Annotated in this window: 11 protein-coding genes, 1 tRNA gene and 1 pseudogene; 6 read left to right on the top strand and 7 right to left on the bottom strand. The window is 61.4% G+C overall.

Features of this window, described 5'->3' with window-relative positions:
- Positions 1-16: 16 nt before the first annotated feature.
- Both acpA and NE357_RS24235 read right to left on the bottom strand, forming a co-directional pair.
- Positions 17-1,717: an acid phosphatase gene (acpA, locus tag NE357_RS24240; protein ID WP_169431921.1), complete on the bottom strand. Its 1,701-nt coding sequence runs from the start codon at positions 1,715-1,717 to the stop codon at positions 17-19.
- 156 nt (positions 1,718-1,873) lie between these two features.
- A complete protein-coding gene (locus tag NE357_RS24235; RefSeq protein WP_169431920.1) occupies positions 1,874-3,292 on the bottom strand; it encodes a short-chain fatty acid transporter in 1,419 nt (472 codons plus the stop codon).
- A gap of 199 nt (positions 3,293-3,491) precedes the next feature.
- On the opposite strand from NE357_RS24235, the gene NE357_RS24230 reads away from it, so the two are divergent.
- The 4 genes and pseudogenes from NE357_RS24230 to NE357_RS24215 all read left to right on the top strand — a co-directional run bounded on the left by NE357_RS24230 (position 3,492) and on the right by NE357_RS24215 (position 6,926).
- Positions 3,492-4,805 (top strand): MFS transporter, encoded by a 1,314-nt coding sequence (locus NE357_RS24230; protein ID WP_169431919.1) that lies wholly within the window; start codon positions 3,492-3,494, stop codon positions 4,803-4,805.
- A gap of 117 nt (positions 4,806-4,922) precedes the next feature.
- Positions 4,923-5,651: pseudogene (locus tag NE357_RS24225) on the top strand (PAS domain-containing protein); the annotation flags it as partial.
- Between the two features lie 156 nt (positions 5,652-5,807).
- The gene (locus NE357_RS24220) at positions 5,808-6,239 is read left to right on the top strand and encodes a methyl-accepting chemotaxis protein (RefSeq protein WP_423815214.1); all 432 of its coding nucleotides are present in this window, start codon (positions 5,808-5,810) and stop codon (positions 6,237-6,239) included.
- Positions 6,240-6,326: 87 nt separating this feature from the next.
- Positions 6,327-6,926 (top strand): flavin reductase family protein, encoded by a 600-nt coding sequence (locus NE357_RS24215; RefSeq protein WP_169431917.1) that lies wholly within the window; start codon positions 6,327-6,329, stop codon positions 6,924-6,926.
- 88 nt (positions 6,927-7,014) lie between these two features.
- Here the strand turns inward: NE357_RS24215 and ggt are convergent, their stop codons facing one another.
- Entirely contained in the window at positions 7,015-8,847 is a 1,833-nt protein-coding gene (gene ggt / locus NE357_RS24210) for a gamma-glutamyltransferase (RefSeq protein WP_169431916.1), read from the bottom strand.
- A 155-nt stretch (positions 8,848-9,002) separates the two neighbouring features.
- On the opposite strand from ggt, the gene NE357_RS24205 reads away from it, so the two are divergent.
- Entirely contained in the window at positions 9,003-10,103 is a 1,101-nt protein-coding gene (locus NE357_RS24205; RefSeq protein WP_169431915.1) for a M14 family metallopeptidase, read from the top strand.
- An 84-nt stretch (positions 10,104-10,187) separates the two neighbouring features.
- On the opposite strand, the gene NE357_RS24200 is transcribed toward NE357_RS24205, so the two are convergent.
- Both NE357_RS24200 and NE357_RS24195 read right to left on the bottom strand, forming a co-directional pair.
- A tRNA-Met gene (locus tag NE357_RS24200) sits at positions 10,188-10,264 on the bottom strand.
- A gap of 115 nt (positions 10,265-10,379) precedes the next feature.
- Positions 10,380-12,437, bottom strand: coding sequence for a methyl-accepting chemotaxis protein (locus NE357_RS24195; protein WP_169431914.1), 2,058 nt, complete (start codon positions 12,435-12,437; stop codon positions 10,380-10,382).
- A gap of 333 nt (positions 12,438-12,770) precedes the next feature.
- Here NE357_RS24195 and NE357_RS24190 point away from each other — a divergent pair, with 333 nt between their 5' ends.
- Positions 12,771-13,988 carry an MFS transporter gene (locus NE357_RS24190; RefSeq protein WP_169431913.1) on the top strand — a complete coding sequence of 406 codons (1,218 nt, stop codon included), beginning with the start codon at positions 12,771-12,773 and terminating at the stop codon, positions 13,986-13,988.
- Positions 13,989-14,051: 63 nt separating this feature from the next.
- On the opposite strand, the gene ychF is transcribed toward NE357_RS24190, so the two are convergent.
- Positions 14,052-15,152: a redox-regulated ATPase YchF gene (ychF, locus tag NE357_RS24185; RefSeq protein WP_085709288.1), complete on the bottom strand. Its 1,101-nt coding sequence runs from the start codon at positions 15,150-15,152 to the stop codon at positions 14,052-14,054.
- 22 nt (positions 15,153-15,174) lie between these two features.
- Positions 15,175-15,759 carry an aminoacyl-tRNA hydrolase gene (gene pth, locus NE357_RS24180; RefSeq protein ID WP_007951726.1) on the bottom strand — a complete coding sequence of 195 codons (585 nt, stop codon included), beginning with the start codon at positions 15,757-15,759 and terminating at the stop codon, positions 15,175-15,177.
- Positions 15,760-15,818: the final 59 nt, after the last annotated feature.

Below are 15,818 nucleotides of genomic sequence, written 5' to 3'. Positions count from 1 at the left end.
GCCGCAGGAGCTGTCCTCAGGCCTTGAAATGCAGGGTATTGGTCAAGTCGCCCATGGGTTTCTGGCCACGGCCGGTCATCGCATCGTCGCGCTGTTTGATACCCGCCAGCGTCTCCAGCTGGAAGACACGGGTGATCAGGCGCAGGATCGACCCGGTGTCATAGACCGTGTGATCCACCGTACCCTTGCGGGCGAATGGTGACACCACCAGCGTCGGCACCCGTGACCCCGGCCCCCAGCGATCGCCCTTGGGCGGCGCGACGTGGTCCCACCAGCCGCCGTTCTCATCGACGGTCACGATCACCACCATGTTTTTCCACTGCGGACTTTCCCGCAGCACTTTCAACGCGCGGACGATGTGTCGATCACCGGAGGCCACATCGGCGTAGCCGGCGTGCATGTTCAGGTTGCCCTGAGGCTTGTAGAAACTCACGGCCGGTAACTTGCCCGCCTCGGCATCGGCGAAGAATTTGTTGGTGCTCGACTCATCGCCCAGACCGGCGTCGCGCAGGCGCTTGCTGCGTTCTTCGGGATGCTCCGGGCCTTGCTGCTGGAAGTAGTTGAACGGCTGGTGGTGATACTGGAAGTTGGGGATTTTCGGGATGCCGCCGGAATCCTTGTATTGATCCAGCGTCGCCTGCCAGGCGCCGGCGTACCACGCCCAGTCGATGTTCTTCTTCGACAGCTTGTCGCCAATGTGCTCGTGGGTCTGCGGCACCATGACGTTCGGCAGATCGGCCTTGGAATACGCCGGGCGCTCAGGGTCGCGAATCCAGGTCGGCCAATACGGCGGGGCGAGGGTATTGACCCCGTAACCGTCCGGGGTCAGCGCGCTCGGGCCGAACTGTGGTGGGCCGGTCATGGCGCTGGCCGGGGATTGCTCCAGGGGCTTGAGTCGCGGGTCGGCCGGGTCATCGCTTTGCAGCGCGGCGATCTGGCTTTTGGCGACCGAACTGGCGACATTCGGGTAGAACGGCGCGGTGGCGCTGATCAGGTATTGGTGGTTGAGGAACGAGCCGCCGAAGGCGCCCTGGAAGAAGTTGTCGCACAGCACGAACTCCTGAGCCACATCCCACAGGCGCAGGGAATAGCGACTCTGGGCATAGTGGCCCATGGTGAGGCCGCCGGAGTCGGCCCAGGCAACGAAGCCGTCATTCTTGCCGCCGTTGATCTGCATCTGGTTCTGATAGAACACGTGCCACAGATCCCGAGTCACCAGACCCAGGGGCAGGTCTTCGGCATTCGGGCCTTTCAGAGCGAAAGGTGCATTGGGCAGGTTTTCCTGAAACTGCACGGCGTTGGGATAGGTCACGCCATCGAGGGTTTGCGGGCCGATCTGCAATACACCGCCCCAGACCGGCGGCAGGGTCTGCAGCAGGCTGCCATCGCGGTCGCGCTGCTGGTATTGCTCGGGCTTGAGTGAAGACAGCGGCTTCTCGACACCGGGGAAGTCACCGAACAGGTTATTGAAGCTGCGGTTCTCGGCGTAGATCACCACGACGGTTTTCACCTGATCGCTCAGGGCCTTGTCCAGTTCGGCGGGCGTCAGCGGACGCTCATCGGGCTTGCCCGGCTGATCATCGGCTTTCCCGCACCCGGCCAGCGTGGCGCCCACACCCAGCACGGCGACACCGCCGAGAAAACGACGGCGGCTGGTATCGGTGGGATTGTCGGATTCTGGCGAGGAGAGATCTTTGCCGTCGGTGTCGTCGTTCATGTAGAAGTCCGTTTATGCCTAATTGTTTCAGTATGTTTCGGGCGGACGCTAGCAAGGGAATGTGACGGTTGGGTGACATTTCCAAGGCGCAGAAACAAATGAGGGAGCCAATACGCTAGCTCCCTCATAAGAATTACGCCTGAAGATGATTCCGCGTCATGGCATCACCGGCGGCGTATACGCCAGCGTCGTCCCCAGCGCCCACAGCAACAGCAGCACCAGCGGCGTGTGCACCAGCAGTTGCACGAAGGAGAAGCCGATCAGATCCCGCGCCTTCAATCCCAGTACGCCCAGCAGCGGCAGCATGTAGAACGGGTTGATCAGGTTGGGCAGGGCTTCGGCGGCGTTGTAAATCTGCACGGCCCAGCCCAGGTGGTATTTCAGGTCGGTGGCCACCTGCATCACGTACGGCGCCTCGATGATCCACTTGCCGCCCCCGGACGGAATGAAGAAGCCGAGAATCGCCGAGTACACACCCATCAACAACGCATAGGTGTCGTGGGACGCGATGCTGACGAAGAAAGTCGAGATGTGGTGGGCCAGAGTCTGGGCATCGGTGCCTTTGACGGTGGTCATCAGCGCGGCAATCGAGCCGTACAGCGGGAACTGGATCAGCACGCCGGTGGTGGTCGGCACCGCCCGCGCCACCGCATCAAGGAAGCTGCGCGGGCGCCAGTGCAGCAATGCGCCGAGCATGATGAACAGAAAGTTATAGGTGTTGAGCCCGGAAATCGCGGTGATCGCAGGTTTGGTCGAGAACTCGTGGAACAGCCATCCGGCTGCCAGCAGCACCAGCACAATGATCAGCAACGGACTGTGCTCCAGCCATTCGCCGGGGCGGGTGCGCGGTTGCAGCGGCGGCAGGTTGAAGGCCGGGTCGATCCCGCAGGCCCTGGCATCGCGCGCCGAGTTCGGGCCGGGCGCGGTGGCGTAGGCGATGATGATCGAGATCACCACGAGCGCCAGCAGCATCACTCCCGACTGCCAGAGGAAAATCGTCTGAGTGAATGGAATCACCCCGGTAATCGACAGGATCGACGGTGGCAGGCTGGCGGGGTTGGCCTGCAACTGCGCGGCAGATGACGACAGGCCCAAAGCCCACACGGCGCCGAGGCCAAGGTAGGCGGCGGCGCCGGCGGCGCGGTAGTCCATTTTCAGGTCGGTGCGGCGGGCGAGGGCGCGTACCAGCAGACCGCCGAACACCAGCGACAGACCCCAGTTCAGTAGGGACGCGATCATCGAGATCAGCGCAACCCAGGCCACGGCCGAGCGTCCGTTTTTCGGGATCCGCGCCAGACGATCGATCAGCTTTACGGCGGGTGGCGAGCTGGCCACCACATAACCGCCGATCACCACGAAGGCCATCTGCATGGTGAACGGGATCAGGCTCCAGAAACCGTCGCCGAACGCCATGGCGGCGTCGGTGGGTTTGGCGCCCATGGCCAGGGTCGCCAGCGCGACGATGATCACCGCCAGCGCGGCGAAGACCCAGGAGTCGGGAAACCAGCGTTCGGCAAAACTTGAACAGCGCAAGGCAAAGCGCGCAGAGCGGCTATCTTCGATATCAACGGCCACGGGAGTACCTCGGATTTTTATGTTTATTGTGGTCTTCGGGGCTTGGCCGGCCCGTCTGGACAGGTGCCAACAGTAAATCAACCGGCGGATTTTTGTGACCGTGTTTCACTGAATCAGACTATGGTCTAACGGGTTGTCCGGCGGCCCGTTTGCGTAGACCATGGGCGCCTTGGTTTTTTGCCTGCCAGAGTTCTTTGCCATGACTGCCCAACCCACAGCCCGACCGGCGCCGTTCAGCCGTTCCGACTACAAGACCCTCGGCCTTGCGGCCCTGGGCGGGGCGCTGGAGATCTACGATTTCATCATTTTCGTGTTCTTCGCCCTGACCCTCAGCCAGCTGTTCTTCCCGCCGGAAATGCCCGAGTGGCTGCGCCTGCTGCAAAGTTTCGGAATCTTCGTCACCGGCTATCTGGCGCGCCCGCTGGGCGGAATACTGATGGCGCATTTCGCCGACCGGCTGGGGCGCAAGAAAGTCTTCAGCCTGAGCATCCTGATGATGGCGCTGCCGTGCCTGCTGATCGGGATCATGCCGACCTACGCCCAGATCGGCTATTTCGCACCGCTGTTGCTGTTGGCGTTGCGCATCCTGCAAGGCGCGGCGGTGGGCGGTGAGGTGCCGAGCGCCTGGGTGTTCGTGGCCGAGCACGCGCCGGCCGGGCATCGCGGTTATGCATTGGGCTTTCTGCAGGCCGGGCTGACCTTCGGTTATCTGATCGGCGCGCTGACTGCGACCTTCCTGGCACAAGTGTTCACCCCGGCCGAAGTGCTGGATTACGCCTGGCGTTATCCGTTCCTGCTCGGCGGAGTGTTCGGCGTGATCGGCGTGTACCTGCGCCGATGGCTGAGCGAAACCCCGGTGTTCATGGCCATGGAAGCGCAGCGCGAGGCACGGGTCGAACTGCCGCTGCGCACCGTGCTGCGTGAGCATCGTCTGGCCATGCTGCCGGCCATGCTGCTGACCTGCGTGCTGACTTCGGCGGTGGTGGTGTTCGTGGTCATTACTCCGACCATGATGCAGAAAACCTTCGGCATGACCGCCGGCCATACTTTTGCGTTGAGCGCGCTGGGCATTGTGTTTCTGAACATCGGCTGCGTGATTGCCGGTCGGCTGGTCGATCGCATCGGCGCCTGGCGCACGGTCATGCTCTACAGCCTGTTGCTGCCACTGGGGATCGGCCTGCTTTACACCTGCCTGATCAGCGGCGGCGATTGGGTCGGTCTGGCCTACGCCATCGCCGGGTTGTGCTGTGGCGTGGTCGGTGCGGTGCCGTCGGTGATGGTCAGCCTGTTCCCGGCGCGGATCCGCGTCTCCGGGATCTCCTTTACCTACAACATTGCCTACGCCGCCTGGGCCAGTGTCACGCCTCTGCTGCTGATCGGCCTGATGCCCTGGAGCCCGTGGATCTGCGTGATGTTCTGCGCGGTGATGGGCGCGGTGGGCGTCGTCAGTGCGGCGTATTTCGGTTCGCGGATGCCGCGGGCGGAGCCGTGTCCGGTGGCCGGCACCGCCTGAGTTGTCGAGGCTTAACTATTTTTGTAGGACAAGCCTCGCGCGCTCTTCAGAAAAGATTTCCAAGGCCGATGGCTAGGCTGCATACCCGCTATCCATCCAGTCCATCGGTGCTTTCCCATGTTCAACAAACGCCTGAAGCAAGAGCTGGCGGCTCTTCGTGAAGAACTCTCCAGCCTTCTGCAAGTGAAGGAGAGCCTGGAAAGCGAGATGCTGGTGCTCACCCTTGAGCCCGACGGACGGATTCAGTCGGTCAACCAGAATTTCCTCGACGAAATGCTCTACAAGAGCCACGACCTGATCGGCCGCGCCATCGAAGACATCGTGCCGGCTCATGTGAAGTCAGACGAGTTTCATCACCGCTTCAAGGCTGCACTGACCCGTGGCGAGCATTTCGCCGGCGCTGTACGCCTTTTACGTGGCAATGGCGACGAAGCCTGGTTGCGCTCTATCGTGCAGCCGGTTCGCTCCTCGGATGGCCGGATCAAGCATTTCTCGATTTTCTCCAGCGACCTGACCCGCACCATCGAAGCCTCTCGCGAACACGAAAATCTGATCGGCGCGTTGGTGCGTTCGACTGCCGTGATCGAGTTCGACCTCAACGGTAACGTGTTGAGCGCCAACGACCGGTTTCTTCAGGGCATGGGTTATAGCCTGGCGCAGATCAAGGGCAAACATCACCGCATGTTCTGTGACTCGGGCGAGTCCAACAGTGCCGAGTACCAGAATTTCTGGCGTCGGCTGAACAACGGCGAGTTCGTGGCCGGACGCTTCAAGCGGATCGACAGTCATGGTCGCGAGGTCTGGCTGGAGGCGTCCTACAACCCGGTGCTCGACGCCAACGAAAAACTCTACAAAGTGGTGAAGTTCGCCACGGTGATCACCGATCAAGTCAATCAGGAACGGGCCGTCGCCGAGGCTGCCAACATCGCCTACAGCACCTCCTTGCAGACTGACAGCACCGCCCAGCGTGGCACCCGTGTGGTCACCGAGGCGGTCAACGTGATGCGCGATCTGTCCAGTCACATGCAAACCGCCGGCGAAGGCATCGAGGCGCTGAACGAGCAATCCCAGGTAATCGGCACCATCGTCAAGACCATCAGCGGCATTGCCGAACAGACCAACCTGCTGGCGCTCAACGCCGCCATCGAAGCCGCTCGCGCGGGTGAGCAGGGCCGGGGCTTTGCCGTGGTAGCCGACGAAGTGCGGCAACTGGCTTCGCGCACCAGCCAGGCGACCGAGGAAATCGTCGGCGTGGTGCGCCAGAACCAGGACATGGCACGCAACGCCGTGGCCCTGATGACCGACGGCAAGCAGCAGGCCGAACAAGGGCTGGCGCTGGCGGCAGAGGCCGGTACGGTGATCGTCGAGATTCAGGACGGCGCGCAAAAAGTAGTGAACGCGGTCGGTCAGTTCGCCAACCAGCTATCCAGTTGATGCCGCACGGGCGAAGGGGTGGTCTACGGCCATCCCTTCGTTGTTTTTATCCCGTTACAATCGGCTCTTTTTCCCGGAGCAGATCCCATGAGCGAGTTCTTTCGTCGCCCGGTTCCCCTGAACAAAGCCTACCGTTTGCTCAATCACGGGCCGACCGTGCTGGTCAGTGCCGCCCATGACGGGCGGCGCAACATCATGGCCGCTGCCTGGGCCATGCCGCTGGATTTCGAACCGCCGAAAGTGGCGGTGGTCCTCGACAAATCTACCTGGACCCGACAACTGCTCGAGGCCTCGGGCACCTTCGTTCTTAACGTGCCGTGCGTGAATCAGGCCGACATCGTGCAGACCGTCGGTTCGACTTCGGGCCTGGAAATCAATCGCGATCAAGGCCAGGACAAATTCCAGGCTTACGGCTTGCAGACCTTCGCAGCTGAACAGATTGATGCACCAATGCTTGACGGTTGTGTCGCCTGGCTCGAATGCCGGTTGCTGCCGGAGCCGCGCAATCATGAACAGTACGATCTGTTTCTGGGCGAGGTGATCGCGGCGCAGGCTGACTCGCGAGTGTTCAGCGATGGACGCTGGCACTTCGATGGGCATGACGGCCTGCGCACGTTGCACCATGTGGCCGGCGGGCATTTTTTGAAGATTGGCGATCCGGTGGATGGCAAGACGCTCGAGGTTTGAACGCCGCTTGGTGACAAGTCATGGCCGGATGTTGCAATACAAAAAAGGCTTACCTCTCGGTAAGCCTTTTTCAGTTGGCAGCGTTAATTCAATCCCCCAACGCTACTCCTTCGCGCCGAGGATCTGCCCCACCTGACAGCGTTGCCTTCCCCGCAGCATCCTTGACCCGCACGATAGCCTGGGTGCCGCTGGTCATGTCGATTTCGTTGACGGTGTGGCCCTTGTCCTTGAGTGCCTGGATCAGCGTCGGGCTGAACTGGCCCTGCTCCAGTTCTGTCGGGCCGTTGCGGCTACCGAAGTTGGGCAGGCTGATGGCGGTTTGCGGGTCGAGGTTCCAGTCGAGCAGGCCGACGGTGGTTTTGGCCACGTATTCGATGATCTGCGAGCCGCCGGGAGAGCCAACGGTGGCGACGAATTCGCCGCTGTTACGATCGAAGATCAGGGTTGGTGCCATCGATGAGCGCGGGCGTTTGCCGGGCTCCACGCGGTTGGCGACTTTCTGTCCGTTCTCTTCGGGGATGAACGAGAAGTCGGTCATCTGGTTGTTGAGGAGGAAGCCCTGAACCATCAGATGCGAGCCGAATGCCGCTTCGATGGTGGTGGTCATCGACACGGCGCCACCGAAGTCGTCCACGGCCACCACTTGGGAGGTGGAAATGCGCAGCGGCGAGCGATCCGGCGCATAGGCAACCTGTATGCCCGGCGGTGTACCGGGTTTGGCGCTGCCCATGCTGCGTTCGCTGATCAGGCTGGCGCGGCTGGCCAGGTAACCCGGATCGACCAGGCCTTTGACCGGTACCGGCACGAAGTCGGTATCGGCTACGTATTGCGCGCGGTCGGCGTAGGCCAGTCGTTCGGCTTCGGCGATCAGGTGCACGGCTTGCGGCGTCGGTTCGAGGCCGGCCGGTTTGTCGGTTTTCACAGGTTTCAGAGGTGTCAGGGACAGACGCGGATCTCGGGTTTCCAGTGCCTGCAAGGTGCCGAGGATTTGCGCGACTGCAATCCCGCCGGATGACGGTGGCGGCATCCCGCAAACCTGCCAGCGTTTGTAATCGGTGCACAGTGGCGCACGCTCCTTGGCCTGATAGTGCTGAAGGTCGTTCAGCGACAGGCTGCCGGGGTTGGCGTGGCCCTGAACCTTGGCCACGATTTCTTCGGCGATCGGGCCTTTGTACAGCGCGTCCGCACCTTCGGTGGCGATGCGTTTGAGCACGGCGGCCAGCGCCGGATTCTGCAAGCGAGTGCCGACGGCTTTGACGCTGCCATCGCTGTTCAGAAAGTACCTGGCCATGTCCGGCGAGCGGCGAATCACCGGGTCGGATTCCAGCAGCGAATGCAGGCGCGGGGAGATCGCAAAACCCTGCTCGGCCAGTTTGATTGCCGGCTCGAACAACGTCGCCCACGGCAAGCGGCCGTGCTTTTTGTGCGCCAGTTCCAATGCACGCATCACGCCCGGCGTGCCGACAGAGCGTCCACCGATCTGCGCCTGCGGGAACGGCATCGGTTTGCCGTCGGCCTGCAGAAACAGCTTCTCGGTCGCGCGGGCCGGTGCGGTTTCGCGACCGTCGTAGGTGCGCACCTGTTTGCCGTCCCACAGCACGATCATCGCGCCGCCGCCGATTCCTGAGGATTGCGGTTCGACCAAGGTCAACACGGCTTGCATCGCAATGGCTGCATCGATGGCCGACCCACCTTTACGCAACATCTCGCGACCGGCTTCGGCGGCCAGCGGATTGGCAGCGGCGGCCATGTGTTTTTCGGCGTGGCTGGCTTGCAGGCCGGTGCGGTAACCGGAGGCGGCTTCCGGAGCCAGCGGCAAGGTCGAGGAGGGCGGTGCGTTGCAGGCGGCGAGGGTGATGGCGCTGACGATCAGGGTCAGGGCGTGCAGGCGAAAGCGGTTCAGGGGCAGGGCTGGAAACACGCGGGGCTCTCCGTCCGTGGGATAAAAGTCTGACGGACTGTATCGGCCGACCGTGCAGGACGCAAACCATCGGTGTGTTTGTCCTTCATGCCTTGGCGAATTTTCTGTAGGGTCAGAGCCAATAGTGAAGCCAGAACAATCAACAAGAGGCCGCCATGTACAACGCATTTCCGACACAGCCCAGCTACCGCGAACAGCGCGAGCGATTTCTTGCCGCCGCGAAGGTGGCCGGTGCCATGCGCTATTCGTACGCGCATCCGCTCAACGGGCCGTTTGGCGAGTCTTTGAGTACCGACGTCGCGGTGCTGGGGGATGCATTGGCCAAACGGCGTCTGGTGGCGCTCAGCGGCACCCATGGGGTTGAGGGCTATTACGGTTCGGAGTGCCAGATCGACTGGCTGAAGCATTTCACGGCGGACTCGCTGCCCAAGGATGTCGCGGTCGTGATGATTCACCTGATCAATCCGTGGGGCACGGCATGGCTGCGGCGGGTCAACGAAGACAACATCGACCTCAACCGCAATCACCTGGATTTCAGCCGACCGCTCCCGGACAACCGCGTTTACGCGGCGCTGCATGAGATCTACGTCTGTACCGATTTGAATGGCCCCGAGCGGCAAAAGGCTGATGCCTTGCTGGATGCGCAAATTGCCGAGCACGGCTGGCCGGCCGTCATGTCGATTGTCGAGGGCGGCCAGCACAGTCATCCCGACGGCCTGTTCTTTGGCGGACTCGCGCCGAGCTGGTCGAATCGCACGCTACATTCAATCATCGAGAATCATTTGGCCGGTGCTGAAACCGTGATGTGCTTCGACCTGCACACCGGCGCCGGCGAGTATGGCCATCCGATGTTGCTGACGATTACCCAGGCACCGTATCCGGCGTTGTCCCGGGCGCAATCGATTTACGGCCCGTGGCTCTACACGCTGCATACCGGTGCCGAAACCCTGAGCGAAACCGGTGTTGCAGCGACCGCTACCGGTTACACCTCGCAGGCACTGCTCGATGCGTTGCCGAATGTGCAGTTGATGCCATTCGTGATCGAGTGCGGGACTTATCCGGGGCCGGACGTGCATCGTTACCTGCGCGACGATCACTGGCTGCATCTGCATGGCGATCCGCTGGATGCGACGGGGCGCGAAATCAAACTGAATCTGCTGGAGCAGTTTTATCCAGCAGATCCGGACTGGCGGGCGATGGTCGGTTTGCGCACGCGGCAGATCTGGGCGAAAGGGCTGGCGGCACTGGCCGAGTAAAAGAATGTGCGGGCTGGTGATGGCCGGCACTTTTCTCGAGGCATAAAAAAACGGCCTACCTTTCGGTAAGCCGTTTTTAGTACTTGGTGGCTACACAGGGACTTGAACCCCGGACCCCAGCATTATGAATGCTATGCTCTAACCAACTGAGCTATGTAGCCAAGTGGCGCGCATTATTCCCCTGAAATGGAAAAGCGTCAAGCGTAAATTCAAAATATTTCTTCTTATTTTCAACCGCTTATCCTCCCGCGCCGAAAATCGAGGCGGGAGGGGCTTTCAACGCAGCTGAAATCTTCCGGTGTTGGCACTCAAGGCATGGCTGCCCTGACTCAACGTGTCCGCTGCAAGGTTCACCGCCCGAGCACCTTCAAGCAGGCGAACCGCCGCCTGATCCACCTGCTGGATATTGCCGCTGACCTCATCAGCGGTGCTCGCCTGTTCTTCGACCGCCGTGGCGATCTGGGCGAGGGTGTCGGTGACGCTCTGCACGGCGCTGGCGATTTCCCCCAGGCGTTCGCCCAGCCCGGTGACGGCTTCGGCATCCGACTGCGCCTGGCCGCACGCTGCTTCCATCAGGCTCACCGCTTCGTTGACCGTATTGCGCAGACTGTCGACCGTGTCGGCAATCTGTGCGGTAGACGATTGCGTGCGTTGTGACAGGCTGCGTACCTCGTCGGCCACCACGGCAAAACCGCGACCCTGTTCACCAGCGCGAGCGGCCTCGATGGCGGCGTTGAGCGCCAGCAGGTTGGTCTGTTCGGCGACGCCACGAATGGTGTCGACCACCAACTGAATCTGCTGCCCTTGCTCGCTGACCCGACCGAGCGCTGCTGCAGTCTCGTTCAAGCGCTGATTGAGTTGTTGAATGCTCGCCGTGGTGCGCTGGCTGTCACGGCTGCTGTCGGCAGCGATGCGCCGGGTGTGCTGGGCGCTGCCGGAAGCCTGTTCGCAACTCTGCGCCACACCTTGAGACGTCGCCGCCAGTTGCGTGGCCGCTGCGGCGATCTGGCTGATCTGCAATTGCTGTGCTTCCACTTCGCTGAGGGCGCCACTGGAGTGCTCGTTAAGGCTGCGTACCGCATTGCTCAGTTGCGAAGTCTCGTGATCGACACCCAACAGGCTGGTGCGCAACTGCACGACGGCCACGTTGAGCGCGGTGCTGATCGACGCCAGTTCATCACGGCCCACGACCGGCACTTGCAGGCTCAGATTACCGTCGCGCAAGGCTTCGGCGAGCAGCGTGATACCGCTGGCGCTGCGACGGATCGAGGCTTGCAGGCAAACGAACAAGTACAGTGCCGCCAGCAACAGGCAACCGAAAATCGCCGCGACAAGAATGAACTGACGAATAGCCGATCCATGGTAGTCGTCCAGCCGCTGATCCAGTGACACCAGCGATTGCTGGCGCAGCGTGGCGAGGTTGCCGAGCAGGGCATCGAGAGTGCGCTCGAATTCGTCAGGCTTGAGATTGATGCTGCCGCCGAACACGCCGTCATCCAGCACTTTCAATCCGGTATCCAGTTGCTTGAGGCTGTCGTGATACTGCCCGGCCCAGCCTTGCAGGGCTGGCGGCAGGCGCGCTTCGAGCAGGCCCGCAGTTTTCACCAACTGCTCGCGGGCATCGCCGATGCGGCTGCGCAGGTCACGCAGTTGCAAGCGACTTTGCAGAGTGAACTGACCGGACACCACAGATGCTTGGCCGACGGCTGCCAGTCGGCCGACCCGTTCGATCAGGTCTGGTGCGTGCTGGGTGGAAATCTGTGTCAGCAGATAGGTTTCCAGCCACGGCGCGAGGATCAGGCGATTGTCCATCGCGATTTGTTCGCGCAATGCTTGCAGGGCGCTGAGGGCGTTGGTGAAGCGATCGTAACCGTCCGGCCACCAGCCGACGCCGGCCAGGCTCTTGGAGTCCAGAGTGCCGAGCGCGGTTTGCAGGGCTTGATAGCGGGCCAGGGTTTCGCCTTCCGCACCTTCGGCTTTCAACGCGTTACCCAGATCCAGAGTGGCCTGAGCGACCGCAGGTTGCACGGAATCGAATGCAGCCATGGCGGCGAGGGTGGCGGGCGTCGGCTGACGGTTGGTTTCCGTGGCGCGCCAGCGGGCAGCGCGATCACGCTGGGCGGCAAGAAGATTGTCGAGTGCATCGAGGGCGAGCAACTGCCGCACGCCGGCACGTTCGCCAGCGATCAGATTGAGTTTTTCGCGGTAGTCCTGGCCGATCATCAACAAGCTGCCGGCCAATGGCAGGATAAACAGCAGAAACAACAACTGGAATTTACGCGCGAAGCCAAACCGCCCCAGCAGCCCGATCCCCGGTGATAAAAAAGCCTGCATGCCTCATGACTCCTCTGGACACCACGCACCATCGGCGTGCATCGCGGTCGTTGCGACCGGGATTGGTGCCCTGCTAAAAGGCCTCGAAAGTTCACCCTTGCCCGCTCTGTAGGCAGGCTCTGTAGCGAAACTTCCCATTCTCGATGCCCTTTGTAAGGGCGCCGCGTTCAAGCGGATAAGCAAGGCAAGATTCAGACCATGGCTTTGCGCTATCACTTGCGCCGCGATGGAAGAATAGTTCGTTAGCTGGCTAAGGGGATGGCGCTGGCGCACCGAAAAATGGCACATTGACGCACCTGCCTGCGTGCACCCATCTGCTGTACGGAAACTCCCATGGCTATCAGCAACGTTCAGACCGCCGCTGCGTCGGCGTCCGCTCCGCCCCAAAGCAGTCCTCTGGTGATGCGCATCATCGGCGCGGTGGCGCTGGCGCATTTGATCAACGACCTGATCCAGTCAGTGCTGCCGTCGATCTATCCGATGCTCAAGGCCAACTATGGCCTGAGTTTCACCCAGGTCGGCCTGATTACCCTGACCTTTCAATTGACCGCTTCGCTGTTGCAGCCGTGGGTCGGTTACCACACCGACCGACACCCGAAACCGTGGCTGCTGCCGGCAGGTTCCGTGTGCACACTGATCGGCATTGTGATGATGTCGATGGTGGGCAGTTTCCCTCTTATCTTGCTGGCGGCGGCGCTGATCGGCATTGGCTCTTCGACCTTCCACCCCGAAGCTTCTCGTATCGCACGGCTGGCCTCCGGTGGACGTTTTGGTCTGGCGCAATCGACGTTTCAGGTCGGTGGTAACGCCGGTTCGGCATTCGGGCCGTTACTGGCGGCGGCGATCATCATTCCTTTCGGGCAGGGCAATGTGGCGTGGTTCGGACTGTTCGCGGTGTTTGCGCTGTTCGTGCTGTATCGCATCAGCCGCTGGTACGCCCATCACCTGAACCTGTTCAAGCTCAAGGCTGGCCAGGCCGCCATTCATGGACTGTCGAAGGGCAGGGTGATCAGCGCGCTGGTGGTGCTCGGGCTGCTGGTGTTCTCCAAGTATTTCTACATGGCCAGCCTGACCAGTTACTTCACCTTCTACCTGATCGAGAAGTTCGACCTTTCGGTGGCAAGTTCCCAGCTGCATCTGTTCCTGTTCCTCGGCGCGGTGGCGGCGGGCACATTCTTTGGCGGGCCGATTGGCGACAAGATCGGGCGCAAGGCAGTGATCTGGTTCTCGATCCTTGGTGTGGCGCCGTTTACCTTGCTGATGCCGCATGTCGACCTGTTCTGGACCAGCGTCCTCAGCGTGGTGATCGGCTTCATCCTGGCTTCGGCGTTTTCGGCGATCGTGGTATACGCGCAGGAACTGGTGCCAGGCAATGTCGGAATGATTGCCGGCGTGTTCTTCGGGCTGATGTTCGGTTTTGGCGGGATTGGTGCAGCGTTGCTCGGGCATCTGGCGGACATTCACGGCATCGAGTACGTGTACTTCCTGTGCTCGTTCCTGCCGCTGTTCGGGGTGCTGGCGATCTTCCTGCCGAGAACCCAAAAGGCCTGACAGGCTGAATGTCGGGCACAAAAAAGCCGCGTATCAAACGCGGCTTTTTCATGGGTGCAGCTTTTACACGTTGAAGCGGAAGTGCATCACGTCGCCGTCCTTGACGATGTAATCCTTGCCTTCCAGACGCCATTTCCCGGCTTCCTTCGTACCGGCTTCGCCCTTGTACTGGATGAAGTCGTTGTAGGCGATCACTTCGGCGCGGATGAAGCCTTTTTCGAAGTCGGTGTGGATCACGCCAGCGGCTTGCGGTGCGGTGGCACCGACGCGGACGGTCCAGGCGCGGACTTCTTCGACACCGGCGGTGAAGTAGGTCTGCAGGTGCAGCATTTCGTAGCCGGCGCGGATCACGCGGTTCAGGCCAGGCTCTTCCAGGCCCAGGGCCTCCAGGAACATGTCTTTCTCTTCGCCGTCGTCCAGCTCGGCGATTTCCGCTTCGATCTTGTTGCAGACCGGAACGACCATCGCGCCTTCTTCTTCGGCGATGGCCTTGACCACGTCCAGGTGCGGGTTGTTCTCGAAACCGTCTTCAGCGACGTTGGCGATGTACATGACCGGCTTGGTGGTCAGCAGATGGAAGCCCTTGATGATCGCTTTCTCGTCAGCGCTCATGTTCTTCATCAGGCTGCGCGCAGGCTTGCCTTCGGTGAAGTGCGGGATCAACTGCTCCAGCAGGGCCTTCTGGGCCACCGCGTCCTTGTCACCGCCCTTGGCGTTGCGCGCGACTTTCTGCAGTTGCTTCTCGCAGCTGTCGAGGTCGGCGAAGATCAGTTCCAGGTCGATGATTTCGATGTCGCGCTTCGGGTCGACGCTGTTGGAAACGTGGATCACGTTCTCGTCTTCGAAGCAGCGCACCACGTGAGCGATCGCGTCGGTTTCACGGATATTGGCCAGGAACTTGTTGCCCAGGCCTTCACCTTTCGACGCGCCGGCCACCAGGCCTGCGATGTCGACGAACTCCATGGTGGTCGGCAGGATGCGCTTCGGATTGACGATTTCCGCCAGAGCGTTCAAGCGTGGATCCGGCATCGGCACGATACCGCTGTTCGGCTCGATGGTGCAGAAGGGGAAGTTCTCGGCCGCGATCCCGGATTTGGTCAGGGCGTTGAACAGGGTGGACTTGCCGACGTTAGGCAGGCCGACGATGCCGCAATTGAATCCCATGGTGTTTCCCCTCGGATTAGAGTCAGGCCTTCTGGCTGTGCAGGTTTTTCATCGCGCGGTTCCATTCACCGGCGAGGATATCCGGCAGCACGCCGAGGGCAAAGTCGATGCTGGCATCGAGTTTTTCCTGTTCGGCGCGTGGCGCACGACCCAGGACAAAATTTGAAACCATACTGGCGACGCCCGGGTGGCCGATGCCAAGCCGCAGGCGGTGGAACGTATTCTGATTGCCCAATTGCGCAATGATGTCGCGCAACCCGTTGTGACCGCCATGGCCGCCGCCGACTTTGAGCTTGGCGACGCCCGGAGGCAGATCGAGTTCGTCGTGCGCCACCAGGATTTCTTCGGGCTTGATGCGGAAGAAACCGGCGAGTGCCGCCACGGCCTGGCCGCTGCGGTTCATGTAGGTGGTGGGAATCAGCAGACGAACATCCTGACCCTGATGCGAAAAACGCCCGGTCAGGCCGAAATACTTGCGATCGGCCACGAGATTCACGTTCTGTGCGTGGGCGATGCGCTCAACAAAAAGGGCCCCTGCGTTATGCCGGGTCTGCTCGTATTCAGCGCCTGGATTTCCCAGGCCAACGATCAGTTTGATGGCAGTCACGATAGGGGCCCTTCCTTTGAGTGGTGGATAACATCGCCGCGATCAGGGAAGGCGGCGAA

The organism is Pseudomonas sp. G7(2022), from assembly GCF_052660475.1.
The sequence above is the reverse complement of the archived record's forward strand: the minus strand, read 5'-3'. Positions and strand labels throughout refer to the sequence as shown.

What these genes read in the sequence shown, in the direction of transcription:
- acpA (WP_169431921.1), bottom strand. Translation starts at nt 1,717, where the DNA reads ATGAACGACGACACCGACGGCAAAGATCTCTCCTCGCCAGAATCCGAC.
- NE357_RS24230 (WP_169431919.1), top strand. Translation starts at nt 3,492, where the DNA reads ATGACTGCCCAACCCACAGCCCGACCGGCGCCGTTCAGCCGTTCCGAC.
- NE357_RS24220 (WP_423815214.1), top strand. Translation starts at nt 5,808, where the DNA reads ATGCGCGATCTGTCCAGTCACATGCAAACCGCCGGCGAAGGCATCGAG.
- NE357_RS24215 (WP_169431917.1), top strand. Translation starts at nt 6,327, where the DNA reads ATGAGCGAGTTCTTTCGTCGCCCGGTTCCCCTGAACAAAGCCTACCGT.
- NE357_RS24205 (WP_169431915.1), top strand. Translation starts at nt 9,003, where the DNA reads ATGTACAACGCATTTCCGACACAGCCCAGCTACCGCGAACAGCGCGAG.
- NE357_RS24195 (WP_169431914.1), bottom strand. Translation starts at nt 12,437, where the DNA reads ATGCAGGCTTTTTTATCACCGGGGATCGGGCTGCTGGGGCGGTTTGGC.
- NE357_RS24190 (WP_169431913.1), top strand. Translation starts at nt 12,771, where the DNA reads ATGGCTATCAGCAACGTTCAGACCGCCGCTGCGTCGGCGTCCGCTCCG.
- ychF (WP_085709288.1), bottom strand. Translation starts at nt 15,152, where the DNA reads ATGGGATTCAATTGCGGCATCGTCGGCCTGCCTAACGTCGGCAAGTCC.